Annotated in this window: 23 protein-coding genes and 2 tRNA genes; 14 read left to right on the forward strand and 11 right to left on the reverse strand. The window is 67.1% G+C overall.

Annotation, left to right across the window (positions count from 1 at the left end; all coding sequences use genetic code 11):
* Window positions 1–1360 precede the first annotated feature (1360 nt).
* Window positions 1361–1813: a hypothetical protein gene (locus IEZ21_RS13155; RefSeq protein WP_189322059.1), complete on the forward strand. Its 453-nt coding sequence runs from the start codon at window positions 1361–1363 to the stop codon at window positions 1811–1813.
* A 251-nt stretch (window positions 1814–2064) separates the two neighbouring features.
* Here IEZ21_RS13155 and IEZ21_RS13160 read toward each other — a convergent pair whose 3' ends face one another.
* Window positions 2065–2361, reverse strand: a complete 297-nt coding sequence (locus IEZ21_RS13160; protein ID WP_246567669.1) for a helix-turn-helix domain-containing protein — start codon at window positions 2359–2361, stop codon at window positions 2065–2067.
* A gap of 111 nt (window positions 2362–2472) precedes the next feature.
* Between IEZ21_RS13160 and IEZ21_RS13165 the strand changes: the two genes are divergently transcribed.
* Window positions 2473–3396 (forward strand): hypothetical protein, encoded by a 924-nt coding sequence (locus IEZ21_RS13165; protein ID WP_189322060.1) that lies wholly within the window; start codon window positions 2473–2475, stop codon window positions 3394–3396.
* Window positions 3393–5213: a hypothetical protein gene (locus tag IEZ21_RS13170; protein ID WP_189322061.1), complete on the forward strand. Its 1821-nt coding sequence runs from the start codon at window positions 3393–3395 to the stop codon at window positions 5211–5213. Before IEZ21_RS13165 ends, IEZ21_RS13170 begins: the two co-directional genes overlap by 4 nt.
* Before the next feature lie 188 nt (window positions 5214–5401).
* Here the strand turns inward: IEZ21_RS13170 and IEZ21_RS13175 are convergent.
* Window positions 5402–5485: transfer RNA gene (locus tag IEZ21_RS13175), tRNA-Leu, on the reverse strand.
* A gap of 490 nt (window positions 5486–5975) precedes the next feature.
* Between IEZ21_RS13175 and IEZ21_RS13180 the strand changes: the two genes are divergently transcribed.
* The 7 genes from IEZ21_RS13180 (at window position 5976) to IEZ21_RS13210 (ending at window position 15383) form a co-directional block, all read left to right on the forward strand.
* Window positions 5976–6833, forward strand: coding sequence for an FHA domain-containing protein (locus tag IEZ21_RS13180; RefSeq protein ID WP_033321342.1), 858 nt, complete (start codon window positions 5976–5978; stop codon window positions 6831–6833).
* Between the two features lie 10 nt (window positions 6834–6843).
* On the forward strand, window positions 6844–7362 hold the full coding sequence (locus tag IEZ21_RS13185; protein WP_033321341.1) for an FHA domain-containing protein FhaB/FipA: 519 nt from the start codon (window positions 6844–6846) through the stop codon (window positions 7360–7362).
* Between the two features lie 90 nt (window positions 7363–7452).
* On the forward strand, window positions 7453–9015 hold the full coding sequence (locus IEZ21_RS13190; protein ID WP_189322276.1) for a Stp1/IreP family PP2C-type Ser/Thr phosphatase: 1563 nt from the start codon (window positions 7453–7455) through the stop codon (window positions 9013–9015).
* A 32-nt stretch (window positions 9016–9047) separates the two neighbouring features.
* Entirely contained in the window at window positions 9048–10484 is a 1437-nt protein-coding gene (locus IEZ21_RS13195; RefSeq protein WP_189322062.1) for an FtsW/RodA/SpoVE family cell cycle protein, read from the forward strand.
* On the forward strand, window positions 10481–11950 hold the full coding sequence (locus tag IEZ21_RS13200) for a peptidoglycan D,D-transpeptidase FtsI family protein (RefSeq protein ID WP_189322063.1): 1470 nt from the start codon (window positions 10481–10483) through the stop codon (window positions 11948–11950). Before IEZ21_RS13195 ends, IEZ21_RS13200 begins: the two co-directional genes overlap by 4 nt.
* A gap of 172 nt (window positions 11951–12122) precedes the next feature.
* Window positions 12123–14132: a Stk1 family PASTA domain-containing Ser/Thr kinase gene (gene pknB, locus IEZ21_RS13205; protein WP_189322064.1), complete on the forward strand. Its 2010-nt coding sequence runs from the start codon at window positions 12123–12125 to the stop codon at window positions 14130–14132.
* Between the two features lie 216 nt (window positions 14133–14348).
* A complete protein-coding gene (locus IEZ21_RS13210) occupies window positions 14349–15383 on the forward strand; it encodes a restriction endonuclease (RefSeq protein WP_189322065.1) in 1035 nt (344 codons plus the stop codon).
* A gap of 105 nt (window positions 15384–15488) precedes the next feature.
* Here IEZ21_RS13210 and IEZ21_RS13215 read toward each other — a convergent pair whose 3' ends face one another.
* Genes IEZ21_RS13215 through IEZ21_RS13240 form a run of 6 tightly spaced genes read right to left on the reverse strand, consistent with a single transcriptional unit; the run spans window position 15489 to window position 19775 of the window.
* A complete protein-coding gene (locus tag IEZ21_RS13215; protein WP_189322066.1) occupies window positions 15489–16229 on the reverse strand; it encodes a class E sortase in 741 nt (246 codons plus the stop codon).
* Between the two features lie 13 nt (window positions 16230–16242).
* Window positions 16243–17451, reverse strand: a complete 1209-nt coding sequence (locus IEZ21_RS13220) for a class E sortase (protein ID WP_189322067.1) — start codon at window positions 17449–17451, stop codon at window positions 16243–16245.
* The gene (locus IEZ21_RS13225; protein WP_189322068.1) at window positions 17448–18086 is read right to left on the reverse strand and encodes an aminodeoxychorismate/anthranilate synthase component II; all 639 of its coding nucleotides are present in this window, start codon (window positions 18084–18086) and stop codon (window positions 17448–17450) included. The genes IEZ21_RS13220 and IEZ21_RS13225 overlap by 4 nt, the downstream gene beginning before the upstream one ends.
* Window positions 18083–18244: a hypothetical protein gene (locus IEZ21_RS13230; protein WP_033321333.1), complete on the reverse strand. Its 162-nt coding sequence runs from the start codon at window positions 18242–18244 to the stop codon at window positions 18083–18085. The genes IEZ21_RS13225 and IEZ21_RS13230 overlap by 4 nt, the downstream gene beginning before the upstream one ends.
* Window positions 18245–18296: 52 nt before the next feature.
* Window positions 18297–18977 (reverse strand): class E sortase, encoded by a 681-nt coding sequence (locus tag IEZ21_RS13235; RefSeq protein WP_189322069.1) that lies wholly within the window; start codon window positions 18975–18977, stop codon window positions 18297–18299.
* Between the two features lie 18 nt (window positions 18978–18995).
* Window positions 18996–19775 carry a DUF881 domain-containing protein gene (locus tag IEZ21_RS13240; RefSeq protein WP_189322070.1) on the reverse strand — a complete coding sequence of 260 codons (780 nt, stop codon included), beginning with the start codon at window positions 19773–19775 and terminating at the stop codon, window positions 18996–18998.
* A 142-nt stretch (window positions 19776–19917) separates the two neighbouring features.
* Between IEZ21_RS13240 and crgA the strand changes: the two genes are divergently transcribed.
* Window positions 19918–20172: a cell division protein CrgA gene (crgA, locus tag IEZ21_RS13245; protein WP_189322071.1), complete on the forward strand. Its 255-nt coding sequence runs from the start codon at window positions 19918–19920 to the stop codon at window positions 20170–20172.
* Window positions 20173–20465: 293 nt separating this feature from the next.
* Here crgA and IEZ21_RS13250 read toward each other — a convergent pair whose 3' ends face one another.
* Together IEZ21_RS13250 and IEZ21_RS13255 are read right to left on the reverse strand one after the other, a co-directional pair.
* Window positions 20466–21362, reverse strand: a complete 897-nt coding sequence (locus IEZ21_RS13250; protein WP_189322072.1) for a rhomboid family intramembrane serine protease — start codon at window positions 21360–21362, stop codon at window positions 20466–20468.
* A gap of 229 nt (window positions 21363–21591) precedes the next feature.
* Window positions 21592–22119: a peptidylprolyl isomerase gene (locus IEZ21_RS13255; protein ID WP_189322073.1), complete on the reverse strand. Its 528-nt coding sequence runs from the start codon at window positions 22117–22119 to the stop codon at window positions 21592–21594.
* A 329-nt stretch (window positions 22120–22448) separates the two neighbouring features.
* Here IEZ21_RS13255 and IEZ21_RS13260 point away from each other — a divergent pair, with 329 nt between their 5' ends.
* Window positions 22449–23162 carry a DUF5324 family protein gene (locus IEZ21_RS13260; RefSeq protein ID WP_189322074.1) on the forward strand — a complete coding sequence of 238 codons (714 nt, stop codon included), beginning with the start codon at window positions 22449–22451 and terminating at the stop codon, window positions 23160–23162.
* A 191-nt stretch (window positions 23163–23353) separates the two neighbouring features.
* Here IEZ21_RS13260 and IEZ21_RS13265 read toward each other — a convergent pair.
* Window positions 23354–23426 (reverse strand) — tRNA-Ala (locus IEZ21_RS13265).
* A 177-nt stretch (window positions 23427–23603) separates the two neighbouring features.
* On the opposite strand from IEZ21_RS13265, the gene IEZ21_RS13270 reads away from it, so the two are divergent.
* The gene (locus IEZ21_RS13270; protein ID WP_189322075.1) at window positions 23604–24152 is read left to right on the forward strand and encodes a helix-turn-helix domain-containing protein; all 549 of its coding nucleotides are present in this window, start codon (window positions 23604–23606) and stop codon (window positions 24150–24152) included.
* A 130-nt stretch (window positions 24153–24282) separates the two neighbouring features.
* Window positions 24283–25860 (forward strand): serine/threonine-protein kinase, encoded by a 1578-nt coding sequence (locus IEZ21_RS13275; RefSeq protein ID WP_189322076.1) that lies wholly within the window; start codon window positions 24283–24285, stop codon window positions 25858–25860.
* Window positions 25861–25939: the final 79 nt, after the last annotated feature.

The raw sequence follows: 25939 nt of genomic DNA on the forward strand, positions 1-25939 counted from the left end.
CGGTCATCACCGCAGTTTGACCCATTGGCGCCGCCGTGAACGCGCAGCAGCGCGCGTGTAACCACACGAACTGGACCATCTCTGGTCGACGGGCGGCGGGTCAACTCCTGTCTGACACCGGCGGTGCGGCTGGAACGATCGACCCCACCGCGCTGAACTGCGGCCCGGCATCCTGAACCTGCCGCTGCCGGGATCCGCAGCGCTCCTTCTTGCGGATCCCGGCAGATCGTGGGACTGGAGGCCGTTGACGGAGAGATCTCCACTCCGGTGCAGCGCTGCCAACCCCCGGACCAGGCAGCGCCACCTCTACAGGCCGTCGCCTTGGAGCGCCCCCCATCGAGCCTCTGAGTGCAACGCACAGGACCGAGAGGAGCAGGTCCTGCCCCATGTTTGTCTCCCTTGTCGGCTGTCCCTGTGCGTGTTCTGGCAAGCCAGCCGGACAGGATCCTCTCGCCACGGGGTACTTGCTGAGGACTTGGTGGCATCCCACCCGGCACTCATCCCTGTGTGGCTGAGCCTGGCCGTTCCTGAGGCACCCCTGGCTACTTCCCCCGTTCATACAGACAGGGACGGCCGTCAAAATCGTCGCCATCAGCTCCCGTCTTCCTTACACAGCCCTGTCTCTGTCATCCGCCACCAGCTGCGTACCGAGGGCCGCCTCTGCCCCCGAGACCTACCCCCTGCCCAGGGATCGCTGAGACACCAGGGCCAGAAGGACAGGCCCTACGGAAGAACGGCGTGCCCCAGGCCACCGTGTTTATGCCGAGCTGACCAGCTCCGTCGCCACCCTGAACGCTCTGTCCCCTTGCCGGTCAACCCATGTGTGCTGCAAGGCTCGGGCAGGCCTCCACGCCGCACACAGGCCCTGCTCTGGCGAACCGCCCCTACCTGTCCCAGGTGTCGGCCCACATCCCCCGGGCCTTCGGACCGGCTATCCACCGCCAAGACAAGTGCAGGGGGACTTCTCCCGAGCTCGCCCTACTGCCTGTCGGAGCAGTTACCCGCGCCATGGTGCTCAGGACACATTGCCCGCGACAGGGGTTATCTCTCCATGCCCCACGAAACGAAACAGGGGTTTCCGGCCCAGGGAACAGAGAACTACAAACGAAGACAGCCTCTCCCTTCCGGAAATTACCTCTGCACCACAGGGGCTGAAATGCCAGTCGAATAAAGCAGTCCTGCCTTTCTAGCGAGACAGCGAAACGTTCCTCCCCCTCAGACAGGCCCTGGATACCAAATCGGGAATTTTCGACACTGTTCGTACAGGTAACCCGACAGGTAATTGACCTTGTCGCTACTTCGAGTGAAGCACCCCTTGCGAGCGGGGTAACTTATGCACTCTCATAGGTAGGGTTCTGCAATGATCGAAACCCTTCCATGGGAAGAAGTAGCCGGTAATCCCGACAAGTACATCCAGCTCCTGGAGGAGAAGGAGGTCGAACTTCAGCGCGAGTCGTTCAAGGTCCGCCAGGAGCTTCGCCTCGTACGTCAGGTAAAGAAGCAGATGCAGATCGCGGACGAGTGGCGGTCATCAGGCATCCCTGAGCAGCGACAGCCCGAGACAGAATCCGAAAACGCCGAGACGACGACAGCAGCCGGCGGCCTCCAGACCGTGCCCCGCAAGACCCGCATCTTGCGACTCATGGCCCAAGACCCTCTGCGGCAGTGGAAAGCACTGGAAGTAGCTAACGCCCTCAACGAAGCAGACAAGATCAAGAGCGTTCGAGTAGCAGCGGATGAACTGGCAAAAGCCGGATCTCTGATCAAGCTGCCGAATGCCTTCTACCAGTACGCATCACCTCAGCAGCCTTAAACAAAAGAAGGCCGCCACCAAGGAGTCCAGTCCAAGGTGACGGCCAACGGCGACGAACCCACCTAGAACCTTCCACAGTGCCGGATCAGTTCGTCACGTTGCATTTTACGAGCGGCCGAGGGCCGCCGGTAGCGCACGACGAAATATGGTCCTGCCCTTCGCCCGAAGGGATGACCGCCCTCATGTTCGGCTTCGAACAGCCATTCCGTGCCCCACGTCCGCATACCGGCGGCTCCGTACAGCGGCCCGTTTCATACATTCCGGCCGGGCCAGAGATCGCAGTCCAGCGCCTTTTCCAGGTTGGCAATGGTCAGCAGGTCGGGCCACGCCTCACCGGCCAGCGCCTTCGCGATCGTGTAGCGGGCGACGCCACTCTCGCGCGACAGCTGAGCGACGGACCAGCCCCGCTGGGCGAGCGCAGCCTTGAGCCGAGCGGCCATGGCCTGGGCGACCCGCGCCCCGTGGTGCTCCTCCATGACGGCCTCAGGCCACGCACCGCCGGCGCAGTACGCGCGCGGCGGCAGTCGGCGGGCATCTCCTTGGGGCATGAAGTGAAGTCTGACCCATCCGGTCCTCCCCGGTCGCGCGCGGCTGCTGCCACGGATAGATGTTATTCGAATAGCACCCCACCTGCCGGGGTGTTGGTGTGGCGGCATGTGATGAGTCAGCGCATTGATTCCTATCGACCGTCCGGCTCCCCCGCGGGGTGGAGCCGCGTCGGCGACGAGGTGCGCCGCGTGATCCGGCTCGCCGACCCGCTCCTGCCCCACAAAGCGCGTGAACTGCTCACCGCGCTCGCCCAGTTGGCGCTCTTCTGCGACGGCGAGGGCCTGCCCGGGAAAGCCGAGGTGTGGCTCTCCCGAGAGGCGATCGAGCGGTTCATCGCTGTCGGCTGCCCCCACGTGCGCGACAGCACCCGGGGCAACTACCGATCCAGGCTCCTACGACTGCACGAGATCGTGCTGGGTGGCGTATGCCGGACCGGGAAACCCGCCAAGCTGTCGGCCTCCGTTCCCAACAGCCCCTACAGCCGGACTGAACTCGCGGATCTGTGGGGCTGGGCCAGCGGGCAGCCCACCGAGGAGCTTCGCTGGGGCTGCAAGACGCTCATGGCGCTCGGTCTCGGCGTCGGCCTCGATTCACCGGAGGTCATCCCGCTGCGCGTCCACGACGTCCGCCGAACCTCCAGCGGTGGCGGTCCAGTCGTCGTGGCCACTCGCGGAACCCGGAAGAGAGAGATCCTGTGCCGCCGTCCTTGGGAAGGCGTCCTGGCCTCGGCTGCGGACCGTCTTGACACCACGGGCACCGCCCAGTACCTGTTCCGCCCGAACTGCTTCAGCCGCGGCACCAACACCGTCACGAACTTCCTGGACCGCACCAAGTCCAGCCCGGAGGTCCCCCGCCTGGTCATGGGCCGCCTCAGGTCCAACTGGCTGGTCGAACTCTTCGAGGAACGGCTCCCCATCACCGTCATCGTGGCGGCCGCCGGCGTCGACACCCTCCACGGCCTCTCGCGCATCCTGCCGTTCCTGACCGCGGTCCCCGCCGACGAAGCGGCCCGCTTGCTGCGAGGCGGCCAATGACGACCTTCCACGGGCTGCCCAGCGACCGCCACGAGCGCCTGATGGCGATGCGCGCGGAGCGCAGGTACATCGACGACACCGACGTCGAAGCGGCCATTGACGAGGTCGACAAGAGCGAACTCGTCCCGCTGCTCGAGGAGTTCGTCCATCTCCCGCGTGGCCGACACCGCACACTGCACTTGAGAAGTCTCCTGATCGGCCTCCACCTGTGCACCCAGGACACCGGCGGCAAGATCGTGCTGGAGCGCGTCACCGACATCCTGTACTTCCGCATCAGCCCGCGACTGCGCTCGCTGCTCGGCATTCCCGAGTACGAAGACCACGACCGGGGCTTCGAGGCGGCCTACGCCGTCGTCCGGCGTCTCTTCCACGCGATGAAGGACGCGATGAACCCGTCCCCGCTGCCGCCCAACGGGCACCTCTCCCGTGAGGAAGCCCACGACCTGACCGCAGCGGCGGACATCGACGACCTGGCCGAGCGCGAGCGGCGTCTGGCCCTGTTCACCGAGTTCGTGCTGGACGCCTCCGTGCGGCCCCTCCACAACCTGCTGACCGAACTGGCAGAGGTCTCACTGGGCGTGGACGCCACCCCCGTCCGCACGTTCTCCCGCGGCCGCCGCACGAACGGCCCGGAGCTCGCCACCGACCCCGACGCCGGCTGGTACGTACGCGAAGGCGACCACAAGGACCCCGACGCGCCGGTCTCCGACTCCATGCTCCCGCCTCCACCGCCCGCCAAGAAGGCCAAAGGCAAGAGCTCCAAGGGCCAGACTTCCAAGCGCAAGAAGAAGACCTCGCTCAAGAAGAAGTACCTCTTCGGCTACGAAGCCCACCTCATCGTGACCCGAGACGCAGAACACGACACCGTACTGCTCGACGACGGCACCCCCAACCCCGAAGTCCTCCCGGCCCTCGTCCTCGGCGTCGCCCTCGACAAGCCCGGTCACCGCCCGGCGTACAACGGCTTGAAGGTCCTCAACCGTCTCCGGGAGCGTGGATACAAACCCGGCTATCTGGCCGGCGACCGCGCCTACAACAACTCCGAGCCCCAGGAGTGGCAGCTCCCCGTCCGAGCCATGGGCTACAAGCCCGTCTACGACTACCGGGAGGACCAGCTCGGCAAGCAGGCCGGAACGCAGGGCGCGATCCTCGTCGAGGGCCGCTGGTACTGCCCGTCTATGCCAGAGCCTCTCATCAACGCCACCATCGACCTGCACGCCGAGCGCATCGACCGGGAGACGTGGGTCCGGCTGATCGCCGCTCGTCGCGGCTACCGCATCATGCCGAAAGAGAACGCCGACGCCTACGGCTACGGCTACCAGCGGATGATGTGTCCCGCCGAGGCGGGCAAGGCCCAGTGCCTCATCAAACCGGACACCTTGGGGCGCGGCATCCACCTGCCTCTCATCGACCCGGAACCCAGCCCCGCCGGTCCGCTCAAGGTCTGCCGCCAGCGCACGATCACCGTCAACCCCGAAGCCGGCGCCAAGCAGTGGCAAGCCCTGGACTACGGCAGCCCGGAATGGCAGAGGATCTACTTCCGGCTCCGCAACAGCGTCGAGGGCTACAACGGCTACGCCAAGAACCCTCTCGCCGAGGGCATCGAATCCGCGGGCTCCCGCCGTATCCGCGGCATCGCGGCCCAAACGATCCTGCTCGCCTTCCAGCTCGCCCACGCCAACCGCCGCAAGATCAAGAAGTGGCTGGACACGCTGTCGCTCGGCGGCGAGCGCCCCCGCCGACGCACCCACCACCGTCGCCAGACAAAAGAACCGAGGAGCTGGACCCCGACCGGCCACCTGGCGCCAGCGGCATAGATCAATCCGCTCCCGGCCGCTGCAGCACAACAAAGACAGGCCCCACCCGTGAGATAGCTCACGCGTCGGGGCCTGTTGGGTGCCCTGACCAGGCTGCGTGATGCCCCACAACGATCATGAAAACGAGAAACGGGCCCCTGCGATGACTTCCGTCACCTGCAGAGACCCGTTCCGTCGGTTTCTCTCTGTGCGCGAGGGGGGAGTTGAACCCCCACGCCCTTGCGGGCACTGGAACCTGAATCCAGCGCGTCTGCCTATTCCGCCACCCGCGCATTGGGTGTGTCGTCCGTCTCTCACCCGAGGGTGCGAGCGCCTGGCGACATGCAGAAGATTAGCACGCTGCCAAGGGTGGATTCACATCCCTTTCCGGGGGCAGCAACGAGGCAGGGGCGAGGCGGCAGACCCCGGCATCACCTGCGCAGCCGCCCCTCACAGTGCCTTGTGTCCCATCACACCCACCCCGTTCGTATCGGCCAGAACCTGTTCACGTATCAACCTCGTACCGGTCCCGGCCATCTCCCCAGGAGGGGGGCAGGGTCCACAGTCGGGTGCGGGACACTGTGGTGAAGCCACCTCTACGATCCTTCCCATGGGAGTGCCCAGGGGGAGTTCGAAGAGGAGCTCCGAAGGGAACTTCGGGAGGGGACTTCAGTGGGCGTCGACACCCGTCGACCGTGCCGACAGAGGGAACCACCCGATTTCCCGGCGCGTGGATACGATCAGTAAGCAGTACCAGGACAGCGACGAAGGAGGAGGTGCCCCATGGGAGTCCTGAAGAAATTCGAGCAGCGCCTCGAAGGTCTGGTCAACGGCACCTTCGCCAAGGTGTTCAAGTCCGAGGTCCAGCCCGTCGAGATCGCCGGAGCGCTCCAGCGCGAGTGCGACAACAACGCGACGATCTGGAACCGCGAGCGGACCGTCGTCCCCAACGACTTCATCGTGGAGCTGAGTACGCCGGACTTCGAGCGTCTCAGCCCCTACTCCGGCCAGCTCGGCGACGAGCTCGCCGGCATGGTGCGCGACTACGCGAAGCAGCAGCGCTACACCTTCATGGGCTCCATCAAGGTCCATCTGGAGAAGGCGGACGACCTCGACACCGGCCTGTATCGGGTACGCAGCCGTACGCTCGCCTCCTCCGCCAGCCAGCAGGCTCCGGAGCGCGCTCCCGCAGGAGGCCCGGCCGGCCGCCCCGGGGGCTACGGCTACCCGCCGCCGGCGGCCCAGCCGACGGGCGCTCCCCCCATGCCGTCCGCGCCGCCGCCCGGCGGCCGCGGCGGCCCCGCGTCGCCGATGGCCCAGGGCCGTGGTGCCGCGGCTCCCGGCCCGCTGCCCGGTGCGCGCGTACGGCACTGGATCGAGATCAACGGCACCCGCCATCAGATCTCCCGCCCGACGCTGGTGCTGGGCCGCAGCACCGACGCCGACGTGCGGATCGACGACCCCGGCGTCTCGCGCCGGCACTGTGAGATCCGGACCGGAACGCCCTCGACGATCCAGGATCTCGGGTCCACCAACGGCATCGTGGTGGACGGGCAGCACACCACCCGCGCTACGCTCCGCGACGGCTCGCGGATCGTCGTGGGCAACACCACCATCATTTACCGGCAAGCCGAAGGGTGAAGCGGGGGCAATGTCAGAGCTGACCCTCACGGTCATGCGGTTGGGTTTCCTGGCCGTACTGTGGCTGTTCGTGATCGTGGCCGTGCAGGTCATCCGCAGCGATCTGTTCGGAACGCGTGTCACACAGCGCGGCTCGCGCCGGGAAAGCGGACGGCCGCAGCAGGCCGCCCGGCAACAGGCCGCGCCCCCGCAGCAGCGCCAGCAGGCGAGCGGCGGCGGCCGTCAACGCCGTGGCGCGCCCACCAAGCTCGTCGTCTCCGAGGGCATCCTCACGGGTACGACGGTCGCGCTGCAGGGCCAGACCATCACGCTGGGGCGTGCGCACGACTCCACGATCGTCCTGGACGACGACTACGCCTCCAGCAGGCATGCCAGGATCTACCCGGACCGTGACGGCCAGTGGATCGTGGAGGACCTCGGGTCCACCAACGGCACGTATCTCGACCGGACCCGGCTGACGACCCCCACGCCGATTCCGCTGGGCGCGTCGATCCGCATCGGCAAGACCGTCATCGAGCTGCGGAAGTAGTACGACAATGAGCGAGCGGAGCGAGCACGCAGCGGCGGTCCCCTGGGGGGACCCCGGCGCGCTCCCGACCGGAGGGTGGGCACCGTGCGGATGTACCCGGAGCCGACGGGCGAGGTGCGCATGAGTCTGTCACTGCGCTTCGCCGCCGGATCGCACAAAGGCATGATCCGCGAGGGCAACGAGGACTCCGGTTATGCCGGTCCGCGCCTGCTCGCGATCGCCGACGGGATGGGCGGCCAGGCCGCCGGTGAGGTCGCCAGCTCCGAGGTGATCTCCACCATCGTCGCGCTCGACGACGACGTACCGGGTTCCGACATCCTGACCTCGCTCGGCACAGCCGTGCAGCGCGCCAACGACCAGCTTCGGCTGATGGTCGAGGAGGACCCCCAGCTCGAGGGCATGGGGACGACCCTCACGGCACTGCTGTGGACCGGGCAGCGGCTCGGCCTCGTGCACGTCGGCGACTCCCGCGCGTACCTGCTGCGGGACGGCGTACTGACGCAGATCACCCAGGACCACACCTGGGTACAGCGGCTCGTCGACGAGGGACGCATCACCGAGGACGAGGCCACCACGCACCCGCAGCGCTCGCTGCTGATGCGTGCGCTGGGCAGCGGCGACCACGTCGAGCCGGATCTGTCGATCCGTGAAGTCCGCGCCGGCGACCGGTACTTGATCTGCTCCGACGGTCTGTCGGGAGTGGTCAGCCATCAGACGATGGAGGACACCCTCGCCAGCTACCAGGGACCGCAGGAGACCGTGCAGCAGCTGATCGAGCTCGCGCTGCGAGGCGGCGGCCCGGACAACATCACGGTGATCGTGGCCGACGTACTCGACATCGACGGCGGGGACACCCTCGCGGGGCAGATGTCCGACATCCCGGTCGTCGTGGGCGCGGTCGCCGAGAACCAGCAACAGCAGTTGCACGACGACGGCACGATGCAGACGCCCGCGGGCCGCGCCTCCAGCCTCGGCCGCCCCGCGCCCTCAGGGGGCGGCGGCGAGTTCGGCCCGCCCGGCAGCGGCGACACCACCGGTTACGTCCCCACGGGCGGCTTCGGTGATTACACCGACGAGGATTTCGTCAAACCCCGCCGCGGACGCAAGTGGCTGAAAAGATCCTTCTACGGCGTGCTCGCGCTCGCCGTCATCGGCGGCGGGCTGTACGGCGGATACCGCTGGACACAGACTCAGTACTACGTCGGCACCAAGGGCGAGCACGTCGCGCTGTACCGCGGTATCAGCCAGGACCTGGCCTGGGTTTCGCTGTCGAAGGTGGAGAAGGACCACCCCGAGATCGAACTCAAGTACCTGCCGCCGTATCAGCAGAAGCAGGTCGAGGCCACGATCGCCGAGGGCGGCCTCACCGCCGCCAGGTCGAAAATCGAGGATCTGGCGACGCAGGCGTCGGCTTGCAAGAAAGACGCCGAACGCAGGCAGGCCGAGAGCCGTAATAACTCTCAGACGGGTGAAGGCGAAGCAGGCGGCACCACGGGAACCACAAGGACCTCCGTGGCGTCGAAGGCGACACCGACGCCGAACCCGTCGAAGTCACCGTCCGCCGACCCGTCCCCCACCGCACCCACTCCCACACCCGGTCCCAGCCTCTCGGAGGAAGAGCAGAAGCTGGTCTCGCTGTGCGGTAAGCAGTAAGCAACGCACGCTGTGAGAGGCCCCGTTACACGATGAGCAGTACAACGAACCCATCGACGCACCATACGTCCACGATCGGCGCCATCGGCGCGCCCAGCCGGCGCAACACCGAGCTGGCGCTGCTGGTGTTCGCCGTCGTCATCCCGGTGTTCGCCTACGCCAACGTGGGCCTGGCCATCAACGACCAGGTCCCCTCCGGCCTGCTCGGCTACGGCCTGGGCCTCGGCCTGCTCGCCGCCGTCGGCCATCTCGTCGTACGGAAGTTCGCGCCGTATGCGGACCCGTTGATGCTGCCGCTGGCCACGCTACTCAACGGGCTCGGGCTAGTGCTCATCTGGCGCCTGGACCAGTCGCCCAGACTCCAGCAGCGTGCTGAATCCCTGTTCGGATCTTTCAGTCCGGATGCCCCCAAGCAGCTGCTCTACTCGGCGCTCGGCATCGCGCTGTTCGTGGTGGTCCTCATGCTGCTCAAGGACCACCGCATCCTGCAGCGCTACACGTACATCTCCATGGCCGCCGCCATCGTCCTGCTGCTCCTGCCCCTCGTTCCCGGCCTCGGCGCCAACGTCAACGGCGCCAAGATCTGGATCAGCATCGGCGGCTTCTCCATCCAACCGGGCGAGTTCGCGAAGATCATCATCGCGGTCTTCTTCTCCGGGTACCTCATGGTGAAGAGAGACGCCCTGGCTCTCGCGAGCCGCCGCTTCATGGGCCTGTACCTGCCACGAGGCCGCGACCTCGGCCCGATCCTCACCCTCTGGGCTGTGAGCCTGCTCATCCTCGTCTTCGAGAACGACCTCGGCACATCGCTGCTGTTCTTCGGCATGTTCGTGATCATGCTGTACGTCGCCACCGAGCGGACCAGCTGGATCGTCATCGGCCTGCTGATGTCCGCCGGCGGGGCGGTCGTCGTCTCCACCTTCGCCAGCCAGGTCAAGGTCCGTGTCACCGCCTGGCTGGATCCCTTCGGCTGCTACGAGACCTCCGGGGCCTGCGAGCAGATCGGCCAGTCGATCATGTCCTTCGGCTCCGGCGGCGTACTCGGCACCGGCCTCGGCCAGGGCAACTCCGACCTCATCGGCTTCGCCGCCAACTCCGACTTCATCTTCGCCACCGTCGGCGAGGAGCTGGGCCTGGCCGGAGTCATGGCGTTCCTACTGCTGTACGGCCTGATCATCGAGCGGGGCATCCGCACCGCGCTGGCCGCCCGCGACCCCTTCGGCAAGCTGTTCGCCACCGGACTCTCCGGCGCTTTCGCCCTGCAGATCTTCGTCGTCGCGGGCGGCGTCATGGGCCTGATCCCGCTCACCGGCATGACGATGCCGTTCCTCGCCTCCGGCGGCTCCTCCGTGATCGCCAACTGGGCCCTGGTCGGCATCCTGCTCCGCATCAGCGACACCGCACGCCGCCCGGCACCGGCCCCCGCCTCCAACCCCGACGCCGAAATGACCCAGGTGGTCCGCCCGTGAACAAGCCCCTGCGCCGCATCGCGATCTTCTGCGGGCTCCTCGTGATGGCCCTGCTCATCCGCGACAACTGGATCCAGTACGTCCAGGCGGACGCGCTGCAGAAGCACAAGAACAACCGCCGCGTCTCCATCGAGCGCTACGCCCAGCCGCGCGGCGACATCATCGTCGACGGCAAGCCGATCACCGGCTCCACCGAGACCTCGAGCAGCGACTTCAAGTGGAAGCGCACCTACAAGAACGGCGAAATGTGGGCCCCCGTCACGGGCTACGCCTCGCAGGCCTTCGGCGCGACCCAGCTGGAATCCATCGAGGACGGCATCCTCACCGGCAACGACGACCGGCTGTTCTTCCGCCGCACCCTCGACATGATCACCGGCAAGAAGCAGGAGGGCGGCAACGTCGTCACCACCCTCAACGGCGCCGCTCAGAAGGCGGCCTTCGACGGCCTCGGCGACAAGAAGGGCGCCGTCGCCGCCATCGACCCGTCCACCGGCGCGATCCTGGCGCTCGCCTCCACGCCGTCGTACGACCCGTCGACGTTCGCCGGGAACTCCACGGACACCGACACCAAGGCCTGGACCAAGCTCCAGAAGAAGCAGAACCCCGACGACCCGATGCTCAACCGGGCACTGCGCGAGACCTACCCGCCGGGCTCCACCTTCAAGGCCGTCACCGCGGCCGCAGCCCTGGAGCACGGCCTCGTCGAGGACCCCGACGCGAAGACGGACTCGCCGGACCCGTGGATCATGCCGGAAACCACCACCGAGCTGCCGAACGAGGGCAACATCCCGTGTAAGAACGCCACACTCCGCGACGCCCTCAGGTACTCCTGCAACACCGTCTTCGGCAAGATCGGCTCCGATCTCGGCAAGGACAAGATGCTGGAGACCGCCGAGAAGTTCGGCTTCAACAAGGAGCAGTTCGTACCGACCCGCTCCAGCGCCTCCGTCTTCCCGACCGTCCTGGACAAGTCGCAGACCGCGCTCAGCTCCATCGGCCAGTTCGACACCGCCACGACCCCCCTCCAGATGGCCATGGTGGCCTCGGCCATCGCCAACGACGGCACGCTCATGAAGCCGTACATGGTCGACCGGCTGACGGCCCCGAGCCTGGACGCCATCGACCAGCACGAACCGGAGAAGATGAGCGAGCCGCTCTCCGCGGACAACGCCCAGAAGCTCCAGTCGATGATGGAGACGGTCGTCGAGGACGGCACCGGCACCAAGGCGCAGATCCCGAACGTCAAGGTCGGCGGCAAGACCGGTACCGCCCAGCACGGCGTCGACAACGAGCTGGCGCCGTACGCCTGGTTCATCTCGTACGCGAAGGGCGAGGACGGCAGCTCGCCGGTCGCCGTCGCCGTCGTCGTCGAGGACAGCCAGGCCGAACGCGAGGACATCTCCGGCGGCGGTCTCGCCGCACCGATCGCGAAGGACGTGATGAAAGCAGTACTCGACAGCAAGTGACCCCGCTCACGTCCCCTTCACATCGGTGCACGTTGCGATACCGGTCCTGTATCGGGTGACGGTTGTGGCCAGGTCAGTCAAGGCGAGCCGGGTACGGTATGCCCGGACAGCACACCGCCGGACCACACAACTGGGTGCGGTCGGAACCGACGGAGAGGGCTGGTAGGTAGCTATGGAAGAGCCGCGTCGCCTCGGCGGCCGGTACGAGCTGGGCCAGGTGCTCGGCCGTGGTGGCATGGCGGAGGTACATCTCGCCCATGACACACGGCTCGGACGCACCGTGGCAGTGAAGACGCTGCGCGCGGACCTCGCGCGCGACCCGTCCTTCCAGGCCCGGTTCCGCCGGGAGGCCCAGTCGGCCGCCTCGCTCAACCATCCCGCGATCGTCGCCGTGTACGACACGGGTGAGGACTACATCGAGGGCATCTCCATCCCGTACATCGTGATGGAGTACGTCGACGGGTCCACGCTGCGAGAGCTGCTGCACTCCGGGCGCAAACTGCTGCCCGAGCGCGCCATGGAGATGACCATCGGCATCCTCCAGGCCCTCGAGTACTCACACCGCAACGGCATCGTCCACCGCGACATCAAACCCGCGAACGTCATGCTGACGCGCAACGGCCAGGTCAAGGTCATGGACTTCGGCATCGCCCGCGCCATGGGCGACTCCGGCATGACGATGACGCAGACCGCCGCGGTCATCGGCACCGCCCAGTACCTCTCCCCGGAGCAGGCCAAGGGCGAGCAGGTCGACGCCCGGTCCGACCTGTACTCCACCGGCTGCCTGCTCTACGAGCTGCTGACGGTCCGGCCGCCGTTCGTCGGAGACTCCCCGGTCTCCGTCGCGTACCAGCACGTACGCGAGGAGCCGCAGCCGCCGAGCAACTTCGACCCCGAGATCACGTCCGAGATGGACGCCATCGTCCTCAAGGCCCTGGTCAAGGACCCGGACTACCGCTACCAGTCCGCCGACGAGATGCGCGTCGACATCGAGGCCTGCCTCGACGGCCAGCCCGTAGCGGCCACCGCCGCCCTGGGCTCCGTCGGCTACGGCGGCTACCCGGACGACAGGCCGACCACGGCCCTGCGCCCCACCCCCGGCGGCCAGCAGACATCCATGCTCCCCCCGATGGGCCCGGACGGCGACGGCTTCGGCTACGACGGAGGCGACCGCCGCCGACCGAAGAAGAGCAACGCCTCTACGATCCTGCTGGTCGTCGCGGGTGTCCTGGTCCTGGTGGGCGCGGTCCTCATCGGGAAGTGGGTGTTCAGCTCGACGGGCGGCGCGGGCAACGAGTCGTTCCCGGCACCCAACTTCGTCAACCGGACCCTGCCGGACGCCAGGGACATGGCGAAGAACGTCGACCTGAAGGTGACGGAGACCGAGAAGGCCTGCGAGAACACTCCGAAGGGCAGTGTCTGCGCGCAGGACCCGGAGGCGAAGAAATCGGTCAACAAGGGCGACACGATCACGCTGACGGTGTCGACGGGGGCGCCGAAGGTGGCGGTGCCGAACGTCATCGGAGACAAGGAAGACGCCGCCACGACGAAGCTCGAGGACGAGCGCTACCAGTTCGACGTCGACACGAAGACCAAGGAGTCGGACGAGGAGCCCGGGACCGTCCTGGAGACGGACCCCGCATTCGGCGAGGAAGTGGAAAAGGGATCGAAGATCACCCTCACCATCGCCAAGGAAAGGGACCAGTCGATCGTCCCCGACGTCGCGGGCAGGACCTGTGACGAGGCCAAGGCACAGATGGTGGCCAACGACCTCGTAGGCGTCTGCGCCGAGGTGGAGACCGAGGACGACAACCTGGTCGGCAAGGTCATCTCCACCGACCCCGGCGCCAACTCCCGGGTCGAGCCGAACTCCCAGGTGAACATCCAGATCGGCAAGGAGGCCGAGGACGAGGAGCAGCAGGTCCAGGTTCCGGGCGTGGTCGGTCAGACCCTCGACAACGCCAGGCAGATCCTTGAGGGCGCGGGCCTGAAGGTCGGCAACGTCAACTCTCAAGACGGCAACGCGTTGGTCTTCGATCAGGACCCGGACCCCGGTCAACAAGTCGCCGAGGGCACCGCAGTCAACCTGACCACCGCCGGCCAGAACAACGGCGGCGGAGACAACGGAGGCGGCGGCTTCTTGGGCGGCGCCAACGGCGCCTCCGCCCGCACCGAGGACTGACGCCCACCCCGTCCGCGTACAACCGCATACGTCAGAGCCCCGGCACCCAAGCTGAACTTGGGTGCCGGGGCTCTGACGTGTCACCGAACGCCCTCGTTGAACACCTGCTCGCACGTAGATCGTGTCTTCATACGTGACGATTCGTTGATCTATGAGGTGGGGCATCGGAGCTTCGCCCTGGCCGCACGGCCGGACCACGAGCAGACAGGACAGAACATGATCAACGAAGCGGCTCTACTGGAGTCGAAGACCCTGCGCGACAGCGTGCTGGAGCGCACGGACGTGCTCGACAGAGTCAAGGCACTGTCGCTGCTGCCGGACGGCATGCATGTGACTACGGCGATGGTCGCGACGTACTTCGAAGTGGGCGTGAAGACACTCGAGTCACTCATCGAAGACCACAAGCAGGAACTGGAGGCGAATGGCTACCAGGTCCTGACAGGTACACCACTGGCCCTCTTCAAGAGGGCCAGTGGGATCCAGTCGCGATCCCGAGCCCTCGCGCTCTTCTCCCGCCGCACCGTCCTCAACGTCGCCATGCTTCTCCGCGACAGCGAAGTCGCACGTCAGGTACGTACGTACCTCCTCAACATGGAGGATCTGGCGCGCACCCAGCCTGTGGATAACCCTGTCCACAGGGACGCCGCCTCCCCCTCCCTCGACGACCGCATCGATCAACGCATCAGCCACGTCCTCGGCAGGACCGTCGTCCCGATGTTCAACGCCCTGATCGAGACATCGAGCGAGCACCGCCGGGAACTGATCGCCCTGCGCAGCGGCGTCCAGCGCATCGAGCGCAAGCTCCAACAGCACAACGCCCGACTGCAGCGGCTGGAAGGCCCTCGACACTGGCCCCTCGCCCGCTTCATGGCCCACATGGACGCCATGAGCGGGCGCGAGTTCGAGGAGCACGTCGCTCAACTGCTGCGCCGTGACGGCTGCACCGCTGTCGTCGTACGAGGCGGAGGTGGAGACCGGGGCGTAGACATCACGGGACGTACCCCCGACGGCCGACACATCGCCGTCCAGTGCAAGAGATTCGCGCCCTACGTATCCGTGACCAGCTCCCACGTCCAGAAGTTCATCGGGGCGGCCAAGGTCCTGTACAACGCGGACGTGGCGCTCTACGTGGCCACATGCACCTTCACTCGCGATGCGATGAACGTCGCGGCTGATGGCGGCATCACACTGGTGGACCGAAGCTTGCTCGCGGCATGGAGCAGGGGGACAGAACTGTCCGCCTTGCGCTGACCAGCTGGCGCCTCACGGAAAAGGCCCGAAGTCGCAAGAGATAGTTGCGGCTTCGGGCCTCCGCCATGCTAGACGACTGAGCTCCTTGAAGGAGCTCAGTCACGCTCAGCGCAACTCCACCGGCGGCGTCCGCTCATCATCCACCTTCTCCACCCGCTCCAGCTCCCCCCACACCACGTACCGGTAGTTGGAGGTGAACACCGGAGTGCAGGTCGTCAGCGTGATGTAGCGGCCCGCCTTCTTCTTGCCCGATTCCTTGGGGACGGGAGCGAGGACCTCGACGTTGTACTTGGAGGTCTCGGGGAGGATCTCGTAGACCTTGTAGACGTACCACTCGTCCTTGGTCTCGAAGACGATCGGGTCGCCCTTCTTCAGCTTGTCGATGTTGTGGAACTTCGCGCCGTGCCCGTCGCGGTGCGCGGCCAGCGAGAAGTTGCCCTTCTTGTCCTGCGGGAGCGCGGACTTGACGGGGGCGGTGTAGTAGCCGGCGACGCCGTCGTTGAGGAGCTTCGCGTCGGTGCCCTTCTTGACCAGTACCTCGCCTCTCGTCATCGCGGGTACGTGCAGGAAGCCGATGCCGTCCTTGGTGTCCAGGCCGACCGGGCCGCGGTCCTCGGCCCAGTGGTCACGTACCTTGCTGCCCTGCTTGTCCGCCTCGCGGTCCGCGACGACGTTCGTCCACCACAGCGAGTAGGCCACGAACAGGCCGAGAATCAGTCCGGCCGTGATGAGGAGCTCACCGAAGACACTGACGGCCATCGCGATCCGGCCGTGGCCGCGGCGGCGCGGCGCGGGCGAGCGCGCCGGCACGGCGGTCTGCTCTTCGTGGTCGGTCGTCGCTGCCACTCTTCATCTGTCCTTAACTGACGAGCGCATCGGGCTTCCCCTGGCTGCGCGGCCGTTCCTCGACCATCTTGCCCCAGACGATCATCCGGTACTTGCTGGTGAACTCGGGAGTGCAGGTCGTCAGAGTGATGTAGCGGCCCGCCGTGGTGAAACCCGATCCCTTGGGGATCTCGTCCAGGACGGCCGTGTTGCTCGGCGCCGTCACCGGCAGAATCGACGCCATCTTGTAGACGAAGTACTGGTCCTGCGTCTCCACGACGATCGGATCGCCCGGCTGGAGCCGGTTGATGTACCGGAACGGCTCGCCATGGGTGTTGCGATGCCCGGCAAGTCCGAAGTTGCCCGACTTCGCCTCCGGCATCGCCGTCTTCAGATCGTCCTCCGCGTAGTGACCGACCATGCCGCGGTCCAGCACCCGCTTCTTGTCGATGCCCTCGGCGATCGGCACCACCACATCCAGCTTCGGAATGTGCAGGAGGGCGAAGCCCTGCCCCGGCTCGAACGCCCCCGGCTTCCGCTTACCGGCCGCCCAGTCGTTCTGCAGACTGCTCGCCGCACTGCCCGCCTGGGCCTCCGCCCGGATGTTCGTCCACCACAGCTGGTACGTCACGAACAGCAGCATCAGCACGCCCGTGGTGATGAACACCTCACCGATCGCCCGGCTGGCCATCACCGCCGCCCCCGGCCTCTGCGCCCGCGCCGCCCGCCGCGCATCCACCCGCGAGAGAGGCGTCGCGCCCGGCTCCGCCGCCGACGGCTCCTCCACCGTCCCACCATGCCGCCCATGCCGCTTGGCGGCCTTACGCCGGGCCGCACGGCCGCCGGCGGGGCCAAGGGCGGGTGTGGCAGACCTGGCCGCCCGCATGGACTCGCTGTCCGGTACGCGCAGCGCGACGGTCTCTTCATCGATCGGGGGCATCGGAGCGGGCTCGTACGGCTCGGAGTACGCCTCCTCCTGCCACGCCTCCCCATGCCGCTGCTCCCCGCGCGAAGGCCTCCCGGGCGAGGGCTCGCCGTAAGAGGGTTCGTCATACGAGGGCGAAGACTGAGACTCCGCGGACGACGAAGCCGCCTGCTCCCCGTACCAGTCCCGCACATACCCCTCGGGGTCGTACCACTCCTGCTCCGGCCCCGCAGCGCCTCCATACGCGCCAGCGGCCCCGTACACGGTGTCCTCACCGTACGGGGCGCCGCTGTCGCGCTCGGGGCGCAGGGCGGTCACGCCGTAGCCCTGCCCACCACTGGGGCAAGCCCCGTCGACCTCGCCACGGCCCTCGGATCACCGCACACTGCGAGCCAGTTGGCCAGCATGCGGTGACCGTGCTCGGTCAGCACGGACTCGGGATGGAACTGCACACCCTCGACCGGCAGTTCACGATGCCGCAGCCCCATGATGATCCCGTCATGCGTACGGGCCGTGACCTCCAGCTCGTCCGGAACGGTCCCCGGCTCAGCGGCCAGCGAGTGGTAACGCGTCGCCGTAAAGGGCGACGGCAGCCCCGCGAAGACACCCCGGCCCTCGTGCTCGACGAGCGAGGTCTTGCCGTGCAGCAGCTCGGGCGCACGGTCCACCACACCCCCGTACGCCACCTGCATCGACTGCATGCCCAGGCAGACCCCGAAGACGGGTACGCCGGTCGTCGCGCAGTGGCGCACCATGTCGACGCACACGCCCGCCTGCTCCGGAGTGCCGGGTCCGGGCGACAACAGCACACCGGCGAAGCCGTCCTGGGCATGCGCCGTCGATACCTCGTCGTTGCGCAGCACCTCGCACTCGGCGCCCAGCTGATACAGGTACTGGACCAGGTTGAAGACAAAGCTGTCGTAATTGTCGACGACGAGAATCCGCGCGCTCACTGGTTGTCCACCGTCACATCGTTGAAGGGCAGCAGCGGTTCGGCCCACGGGAAGACGTACTGGAACAGCACATAGACCACCGCGAGAACCAGCACGATGGAGATCAACGCCTTGATCAACGCGTTTCCCGGCAGATGCCGCCAGATGAAGCTGTACATGCCGTCCCTTCCGTCACGCCACGGCACCAGACTCACGCCGTACACGACCAGACTAACCGCGTAGAGCCTCCGGTTTCCCAGCCTCCACGGGCTGCGTGGCATCAAGGTGCGCCCACACGATCAGCCTGTGACTGTGCCCCCACTCCGGCTCACAGGTCGTCAGCGTCAGATAGCGGCCCGCCCGCGTATACCCGGACTTCCTCGGTACCGGGTCAATGACCGCGATATCACTGGGCAGCGTCTTGTACGGCTCGGTGTCGATCCGGTACGTGAACCAGGTCGTGCCATCGGTCAGAACCACCGCGTCACCGGGGCGCAGCTTGGGAAAGTCCTTGAACGGGTCCCCATACGTGCGGCGATGGCCCGCAACCGCGAAATTGCCCTCCTGGCCGAGCTGCGCCGTACTCGCGTAGTGACCAAGACCCTTCTTCAGCGTGCCGGTCTTCGTGCCTTCGAGCACGGGCTTGTTCCACGTGAAACCTAAGCGCGGGATGTACATGACGGCGAAGGGCTTGCCGTCCTCGTACGGCGCCGGCGGCTCGGGATTCTCGACTGCGGGGGCCTCGGCCGCGACCGTCCCCTTCGACCACCGGTCCTGGAGGCTGTCGATCTGGTCGTCCATCGCACTGTCGGCCTTCACGCCCGTCCAGAACAGCACATAGACGACAAAGAGCACGATGACGCCGCCCACGGTGATGCACAGTTCGCTGAACGTCCTGATGACCACTCGCATCGGCGGCTCCCGGCGGGCTTACTCCACAGGCTTCGCGTAGTGGAGATCCACTGTGCCCGAGTAGCCGGGAAGAGTCACTGCCCCTTCCTCCTCGACTTTCCAGCCGAGCCCATAGACATTGACGTACACCATGTAGTTCTGGATCGCAGGAGACGCCGCCAGGGCCTTCTGCAGCTTCTCCGGGTCACCAACCGCGGTGATCTTGTACGGGGGCGAATAGACGCGGCCCTGAAGGATCAGGGTGTTGCCGACGCAGCGCACGGCGCTGGTGGAGATCAGCCGCTGGTCCATGACCTTGATGCCCTTGGCGCCGCCCTGCCACATGGCGTTGACCACCGCCTGCAGATCCTGCTGGTGAATGACCAGGTAGTCCGGCTGCGGCTCGGGATAACCGGGGAGCTTGGCCGTGGCATTCGGCGGCGCATCGTTCAGCGTGACCGTGAGGGCCTCGCCCTTGAGCTTCTGCGTGCCCGCGTTGCCCTCCAGAGCAGCGAGCCTTTCGTCCTCCGCCTTCGTACTGCCGTCGTCACGCTCGGCGAGGGCTTCGACATCCTCGCGCAACGTCGCGTTGCTCTCGCCGAGCCGGCCGTTCTTGTGGCTGCGCTCCTGGATGAGATCGGAGAGCTTCAGCAACGAGGCATCCGTACGGATATTGGTGCCCTTGGCCGTGTTGAAACTGGTGAAGAAGATCAACCCGGCGAGAGCGAACACAGCCACCGTCAGCACACGCACCGGACGAAAACGCCGCATACGCACAGGGCTGGAACCCGCCTGGGGCGAGTCGGCAGAATTGCTCAACGTACCCTTATCTCCTTCGGCGCCGCGGAAGCACTACGCTAACGGACGCCCGGGGGAGCCCTAAGAGTCCCCTTGTACGCTGCCCCGGAGCCAGCCCACGTTCCCTGCGCGGCCACGCAGCGCATCGACAGGAGAGACCCTCGTGCCGAAGTCACGTATCCGCAAGAAGGCCGACTACACGCCGCCCGCGGCGAAGCAGGCAACCAACATCAAGCTGACCAGCCGCAGCTGGGTCGCCCCGGTCATGCTGGCCATGTTCCTCATCGGCCTCGCCTGGATCGTCGTTTTCTATGTGACGGACGGCTCGCTGCCGATCGATTCCCTCGGCAACTGGAACATCGTGGTGGGCTTCGGCTTCATCGCCGCGGGGTTCGGCGTTTCGACGCAGTGGAAGTAACGCGGCCCCAAGGTGTCGAGGACCTGTACGGCAAGTCCTGACTGAAGCTGCCCACGGAAAGTTATCCACAGCTGTCCACAGCGGTGGAAAACATGGCCGATCAGCGGTGGAAAACACAACTGATCTGTGGATAACTCATTGGGCGTTGACCCCGGTGTGACTGACCTACCGGGATCCGGAAGTCCGTTCGCCCCCTGCCCTGCCTGGGGAAACCCAGGTCAGCGGCAGGGGGCACACCCGTTCCCACACAGCATGCACAAGATCCGGCACAGTCTGTGGACAACGTCGGCACCTCAGGTGAGCTGACCGGTCCTGATGAGTGTCATGACCACAACGGCTATCAGCACCAGCGCGCAGACGCCGTACTGGATCAGAGTCCGCCGTGCGCGAGGTGCGTGGACCATCGCGTAGCCGATCATCACGCCGCCGACGAGGCCGCCGATGTGGGCTTCCCAGGCGATGTTGCTCCACCCGAAGGTGAAGATCAGGTTGATCACCAGCAGGGCGATGACGGGGCGCATGTCGTAGTTGAGCCGACGCATGAGGATGGCGGTCGCGCCGAAGAGGCCGAAGATGGCGCCGGAGGCGCCGAGTGAGGGCTGGTTGGGTTCGGCGAGCAGGTAGGTGAGGGCGCTGCCTGCGAGGCCGGAGATTGCGTAGAGGGCGATGTAGCGGGCGCGTCCGAGGGCTGCTTCGAGAGGGCCGCCGATCCACCACAGGCTGAGCATGTTGAAGGCGATGTGGATGACGCTGCCGTGCAGGAACATGGCCGTGACGAGGCGGTACCACTGTCCTTCGGCGACGCCTTCGACGTCTCCGAGGATGGGTACGTATGCGCGGCCGATGAGGTCGAAGCTGTCGGTGAAGCGGTCGCCGATGGAGAGCTGGACGAGGAAGAGGGCGAGGTTGAGGCCGAGGAGGATCTTGGTGATGAGCCGGGGGTCTTCGGTGATCGTGCCGCCGGCGAGGGTGCGTGGCCGACTGGCGGCCGGTGAGTGGCCTGTGCCGGAGCCGTCTCGTACGCACTCGGGGCATTGGAAGCCGACTGAGGCGCTGACCATGCATTCGGGGCAGATGGAGCGCTCGCAGCGGGTGCAGCGGATGCCGGTCTCCCGGTCGGGGTGCCGGTAGCAGGTGGGCAGGTTCTGGGCGTCCTGCGGTCCCTGCGGGCTGCCTGGCACCTGGTCCATGGGGTCCCCTCATTCTCCGTACGGCGGGCACTCGGCGGTGTCCCAGGGGGCGGATACCCCAATGCACCGCCCCGCCCTTCCTTCTACGGACGGGCGGGGCGCATTGGTTCCCTGGCCTTGGTTTTCGGGCCCTGGCTCGCGTCCTGGCTCCCGCGAGTACGGGCGCGGAGGCTTGGCTTCGGCGGTGGCCGGCCTCAGCGACGGTCGGGTCTTCAGCGACGGTCGGGGCTCAGCGGGTCTCGACGACGACCGACTCGATGACCACGTCGTTGACGGGGCGCTTGGTGCGCGGGTTGGTCTGCATCGAGGCGATGGCGTCGACGATCTTCTGGCTGGCCGCGTCGGTGACCTCGCCGAAGATGGTGTGCTTGCGGTTCAGCCAGGCCGTCGGGGAGACGGTGATGAAGAATTGCGAGCCGTTGGTGCCCGGGCCGGCGTTCGCCATGGCCAGCAGGTACGGCTTGTCGAAGGCGAGGTCGGGGTGGAACTCGTCCTCGAACTGGTAGCCGGGGCCGCCTGTGCCGTTGCCCAGGGGGTCGCCGCCCTGGATCATGAATTCGCTGATCACCCGGTGGAAGACCGTGCCGTCGTAGAGTCTGTCCGTGGTCTTCTCCCCGGTCTCGGGGTTGGTCCACTCACGCTCGCCCTTGGCGAGTTCGACGAAGTTCCGGACCGTCTTGGGCGCGTGGTTCGGCAGGAGCCGCACTTCGATGTCGCCTTGGTTGGTCTTCAGGGTGGCGTAGAGCTGCTCGGCCACGATCTGCCTTCCGTTGTCCTTTGGTACTCCTCGATCCTCGCACGGCCTGCGCTGCCCGTCTCGCGTCGCCACCGGTCTGAGCTGCTTCGTACCAAAGGGGCGCGTGGCCGGAGGATCCGTGGCATTGTCGTCGGCAAGCCCTTGTTGCACCGTATTGATCAGTTATTGCCCCGAGTGCGCTTGCGGTCGGTACGCGTGGCTCGGATGCCCGCTCGCGAATGCTCCGGAGCGCTCCGACAGGCATGATCCTGATAAGGGTGGAAAGGTGAACTGTGTCTTTCTGGGGGATTTCTCAATGCCCCCCGTACGCCACCGAGGAGGAGGATCCCGTGACCCGCATCGACAGCGTGCGCGCCGCGACCGGCTCGGCGAAGGGCAGCGTGCTGCACGCCGCGGAAGCGGTGGCGCCCTACGCCGACACGGCCAAGGACCGGGCCGCGCACTACGCGCAGGAAGCACGCGTACGGCTCGCGCCGAAGGTGTCGGCTGCCGCTCACCAGGCCGCCGATCAGGCTCGTACGCAGTACGACGCCCATCTCGCGCCGCGTCTGGAGCAGGCGCGCACTCATGTGCCGCCGAAGGTCGACTACGCCGCCCACGAGGCGGCGCTGCGCGCCCGCATCGCTGCCCGGCAGGCCGCTGACTACTCCCGGCCGAGGATCGAGCAGGCCAGGGCGGCGGCTGGGCCTGTCCGTGAGGAGGCTGCGGCCCGTAGTGCGGCGGCGCTGGCGGCGCTGCGCGGCCAGGTCTCACCGAAGGAGATCGAGAAGCTGGCCCGTAGGCATCAGCGGCGGGCCAGGGTCGGGCGCCTTGCGAAGGGGCTGGCTGTTCTTGGCGTCCTGACGGGCGGTGCCTTCGCCGCTTGGAAGTGGTGGGACAAGCAGGCCAACCCCGACTGGCTGGTGGAGCCGCCGGCCGCCACGGAGGTGCCGGACACCGGTCAGCTGGCCTCGGTCGACGGCAGCGGCCAGGAGGCGCTCGATCCCGAGGTCCAGGCGAAGCAGGCCGAGGCAGAGGCGGCGGAGCGCGACAAGCGCGGCTGACGCCGCCGGTTCATGTCGGCTCGTATCCACTGGTTTCAACATCGTTGTGGGCGGGAGACCTGAGGTCTCCCGCCCACAACGATGTTTCACGTGGAACCAGCCGAGTCGGCCGGGGATCGGGGATCGGGGAAAGCCTGTACAGAAAGCCCCCTCCAACCGCGTTTCCGCAGGTCAGAGGGGTCTTCAGGGTGTGGAGCCTAGGGGAGTCGAACCCCTGACATCTGCCATGCAAAGACAGCGCTCTACCAACTGAGCTAAGGCCCCGGAAGGGACGCGTCCGCCGGGAGAATCTTCTCCCGGAAGAGCGTCGCAGCCCAGAGTACCGGGTTACCCCCAGGATCCTGCAAAAGGATTGGGGTCCCAGCGGACGACCACTCTCCATAAGATGCTCGACGTGGTTCGCTTCAGCGAACCGCGGTACGAAGCGATGGGGAGACGCGCATGGACGCCGCACAGCAGGAAGCAACCGCAAGAGCGCGGGAGCTGCAGCGGAATTGGTACGGGGAGCCGCTGGGGGCGCTCTTCCGTAGGCTCATAGACGACCTGGGGCTCAACCAGGCTCGTCTGGCGGGGGTATTGGGACTGTCAGCACCGATGTTGTCGCAGCTGATGAGTGGTCAGCGCGCCAAAATCGGCAACCCGGCGGTGGTGCAGCGAGTGCAGTTGCTGCAGGACCTCGCGGGTCAGGTCGCCGACGGCAGCGTGAGCGCGGCTGAGGCCACCGAGCGCATGGAGGAGATCAAGAAGTCGCAGGGGGGCTCGGTGCTCAACAACAGCACGCAGTCGTCGACCAGTTCGGGTGCTCCCACGGTCAAGCGTGTGGTGCGCGAGATACAGTCGCTGCTGCGCTCCGTGTCGGCCGCGGGGGACATCATCGAGGCGGCGGACAGTCTCGCCCCGAGCCACCCGGAACTGGCAGAGTTCCTCCGGGTGTACGGGGCGGGTCGCACTTCCGACGCGGTCGCGCACTACCAGTCCCACCAGAGCTAAGTCCGTCGCCCGGCCGTCGAACACCTCGTAGCCGTAGGTCTGTTGAGCCTGCTGGAGGCGGGAAGTCAGGCAGCCGGGCTTCTCGATGAGGCCGCCGTGCCGACCGCCGAAGGGGGAGCGACGCACGACCATGGGTGAGGTCTTCGCCGGCCGGTACGAACTGGTCGATCCGATCGGACGCGGGGGAGTCGGTGCGGTCTGGCGCGCCTGGGACCACCGGCGGCGCCGGTATGTGGCCGCCAAGGTTCTGCAACAGAGCGACGCGCACGCGCTGTTGCGCTTCGTGCGGGAGCAGGCGCTGCGGATCGATCATCCGCATGTGCTTGCTCCCGCCAGCTGGGCGGCCGACGACGACAAGGTCCTGTTCACCATGGACCTGGTCGGCGGAGGCTCGCTGGTTCATCTGGTCGGGGATTACGGTCCCCTGCCGCCGATGTTCGTCTGCACTCTGCTCGACCAGCTGCTGGCGGGGCTTGCCGCGGTGCACGCGGAGGGGGTCGTGCATCGCGATGTCAAGCCTGCCAACATCCTGCTGGAGGCGACCGGAACGGGCCGCCCGCGGCTGCGGCTGTCCGACTTCGGCATCGCGATGCGCCTGGGTGAGCCACGGCTGACGGAGACCAACTATGTGGTGGGGACGCCCGGTTACCTCGCGCCCGAGCAACTGCTGGGCGAGGAGCCGGACTTCCCCGCCGATCTGTTCGCCGTGGGTCTGGTCGCCCTCTATCTGCTGGAGGGCGCCAGGCCCGATGCCAAGGCGCTCATCGAGTACTTCGCGGCGCACGGCACCCCGGGTGCCCCGAAGGGCCTTCCGGAGCCGCTGTGGCAGGTCGTGGCGGCCCTGGTGCAGCCGGACCCACAGGCGCGGTTCCGCACCGCCACGGGGGCGCGCAAGGCGCTCGCCTCGGCCAGGGAGCTTCTGCAGGACCCCGGCCCCGACGACGAAGTGATCGAGATCTTCGACCAACTCGGCCCGCTTCCGCCGGGGTTCGGCCCGGAAGGTCCGCTCCCCGCGGGGTCCGGCCCGGGCGGCACACTCCCGACCACGTCTGACCGTGAGCAGACCAGCACTCCTCAGCACCCCGGTCCTGGCCACGGCAGCGCGACTCAGCACACCAACGCCGGCACCGCGCCGCCACATCCGCAGACGGGTGCCGTCTCGACTCCGGCCCGCGCGGGCGCCGTACCCCCTGACGGCACCCCCACGACCGACGCCGTACCGCCTCCCCCGGCTCCCGATGCCGTACCCCCACAGCCCTCCCCGAAGTCCACGATGTCGGACACCGGCAGCTTCCACCTGCCGCCTCCGCCTCAGCCCCGGACAGCCACCTCTCATCCGCAGCAGCACCCGCGGCCGGCCCAACCACAGTTCCCCCCACAGCCCCAGCAACCAGCACAGCCACAGCAGGCCCCCACTCCCCTCAGCTCGTTCGCGCTCCCGGCTCCCGCCCATGCTCCGTCGTACGGGCCCACGCATGTGCCCTCCCCTCAGGCCGCGACCCCCGCGTCGCAGCCGCACGCATTCGCCTCTACTGGTTCGTACACCGCTCGCGACGTTCAGGTTCCGCCTCAGCCACAGCCAGTTGCGCGGCACCGTGGCAGGCGCGCGCTCCGGCGCCCCGGGCCGCCCGCGCAGGTGGCGATTCCGGTGCTGCTGCTCGCGCTGGTCTGCTTCGCGGTCGGGTTCTGGGCCCTGACTCAGATCTGAGCCCGCGAGGCCCGGACCTGAGGTCGCGGAGAGCCGGACCTGAGTCGGCGAAGCCCGGCTTGAGTCGGCCAGGCCCCGG

The organism is Streptomyces flaveus, assembly GCF_014647675.1.
In the GTDB taxonomy this organism is placed as follows: Bacteria; Actinomycetota; Actinomycetes; order Streptomycetales; family Streptomycetaceae; genus Streptomyces; species Streptomyces flaveus.

Excerpts from the sequence above, each read along its gene's own strand:
- IEZ21_RS13155 (WP_189322059.1), top strand. The coding sequence starts at position 1,361 with ATGATCGAAACCCTTCCATGGGAAGAAGTAGCCGGTAATCCCGACAAG.
- IEZ21_RS13160 (WP_246567669.1), bottom strand. The coding sequence starts at position 2,361 with ATGCCCCAAGGAGATGCCCGCCGACTGCCGCCGCGCGCGTACTGCGCC.
- IEZ21_RS13165 (WP_189322060.1), top strand. The coding sequence starts at position 2,473 with ATGAGTCAGCGCATTGATTCCTATCGACCGTCCGGCTCCCCCGCGGGG.
- IEZ21_RS13170 (WP_189322061.1), top strand. The coding sequence starts at position 3,393 with ATGACGACCTTCCACGGGCTGCCCAGCGACCGCCACGAGCGCCTGATG.
- IEZ21_RS13180 (WP_033321342.1), top strand. The coding sequence starts at position 5,976 with ATGGGAGTCCTGAAGAAATTCGAGCAGCGCCTCGAAGGTCTGGTCAAC.
- IEZ21_RS13185 (WP_033321341.1), top strand. The coding sequence starts at position 6,844 with ATGTCAGAGCTGACCCTCACGGTCATGCGGTTGGGTTTCCTGGCCGTA.
- IEZ21_RS13190 (WP_189322276.1), top strand. The coding sequence starts at position 7,453 with ATGTACCCGGAGCCGACGGGCGAGGTGCGCATGAGTCTGTCACTGCGC.
- IEZ21_RS13195 (WP_189322062.1), top strand. The coding sequence starts at position 9,048 with ATGAGCAGTACAACGAACCCATCGACGCACCATACGTCCACGATCGGC.
- pknB (WP_189322064.1), top strand. The coding sequence starts at position 12,123 with ATGGAAGAGCCGCGTCGCCTCGGCGGCCGGTACGAGCTGGGCCAGGTG.
- IEZ21_RS13210 (WP_189322065.1), top strand. The coding sequence starts at position 14,349 with ATGATCAACGAAGCGGCTCTACTGGAGTCGAAGACCCTGCGCGACAGC.
- IEZ21_RS13230 (WP_033321333.1), bottom strand. The coding sequence starts at position 18,244 with ATGTACAGCTTCATCTGGCGGCATCTGCCGGGAAACGCGTTGATCAAG.
- IEZ21_RS13235 (WP_189322069.1), bottom strand. The coding sequence starts at position 18,977 with ATGCGAGTGGTCATCAGGACGTTCAGCGAACTGTGCATCACCGTGGGC.
- IEZ21_RS13250 (WP_189322072.1), bottom strand. The coding sequence starts at position 21,362 with ATGGACCAGGTGCCAGGCAGCCCGCAGGGACCGCAGGACGCCCAGAAC.
- IEZ21_RS13270 (WP_189322075.1), top strand. The coding sequence starts at position 23,604 with ATGGACGCCGCACAGCAGGAAGCAACCGCAAGAGCGCGGGAGCTGCAG.
- IEZ21_RS13275 (WP_189322076.1), top strand. The coding sequence starts at position 24,283 with ATGGGTGAGGTCTTCGCCGGCCGGTACGAACTGGTCGATCCGATCGGA.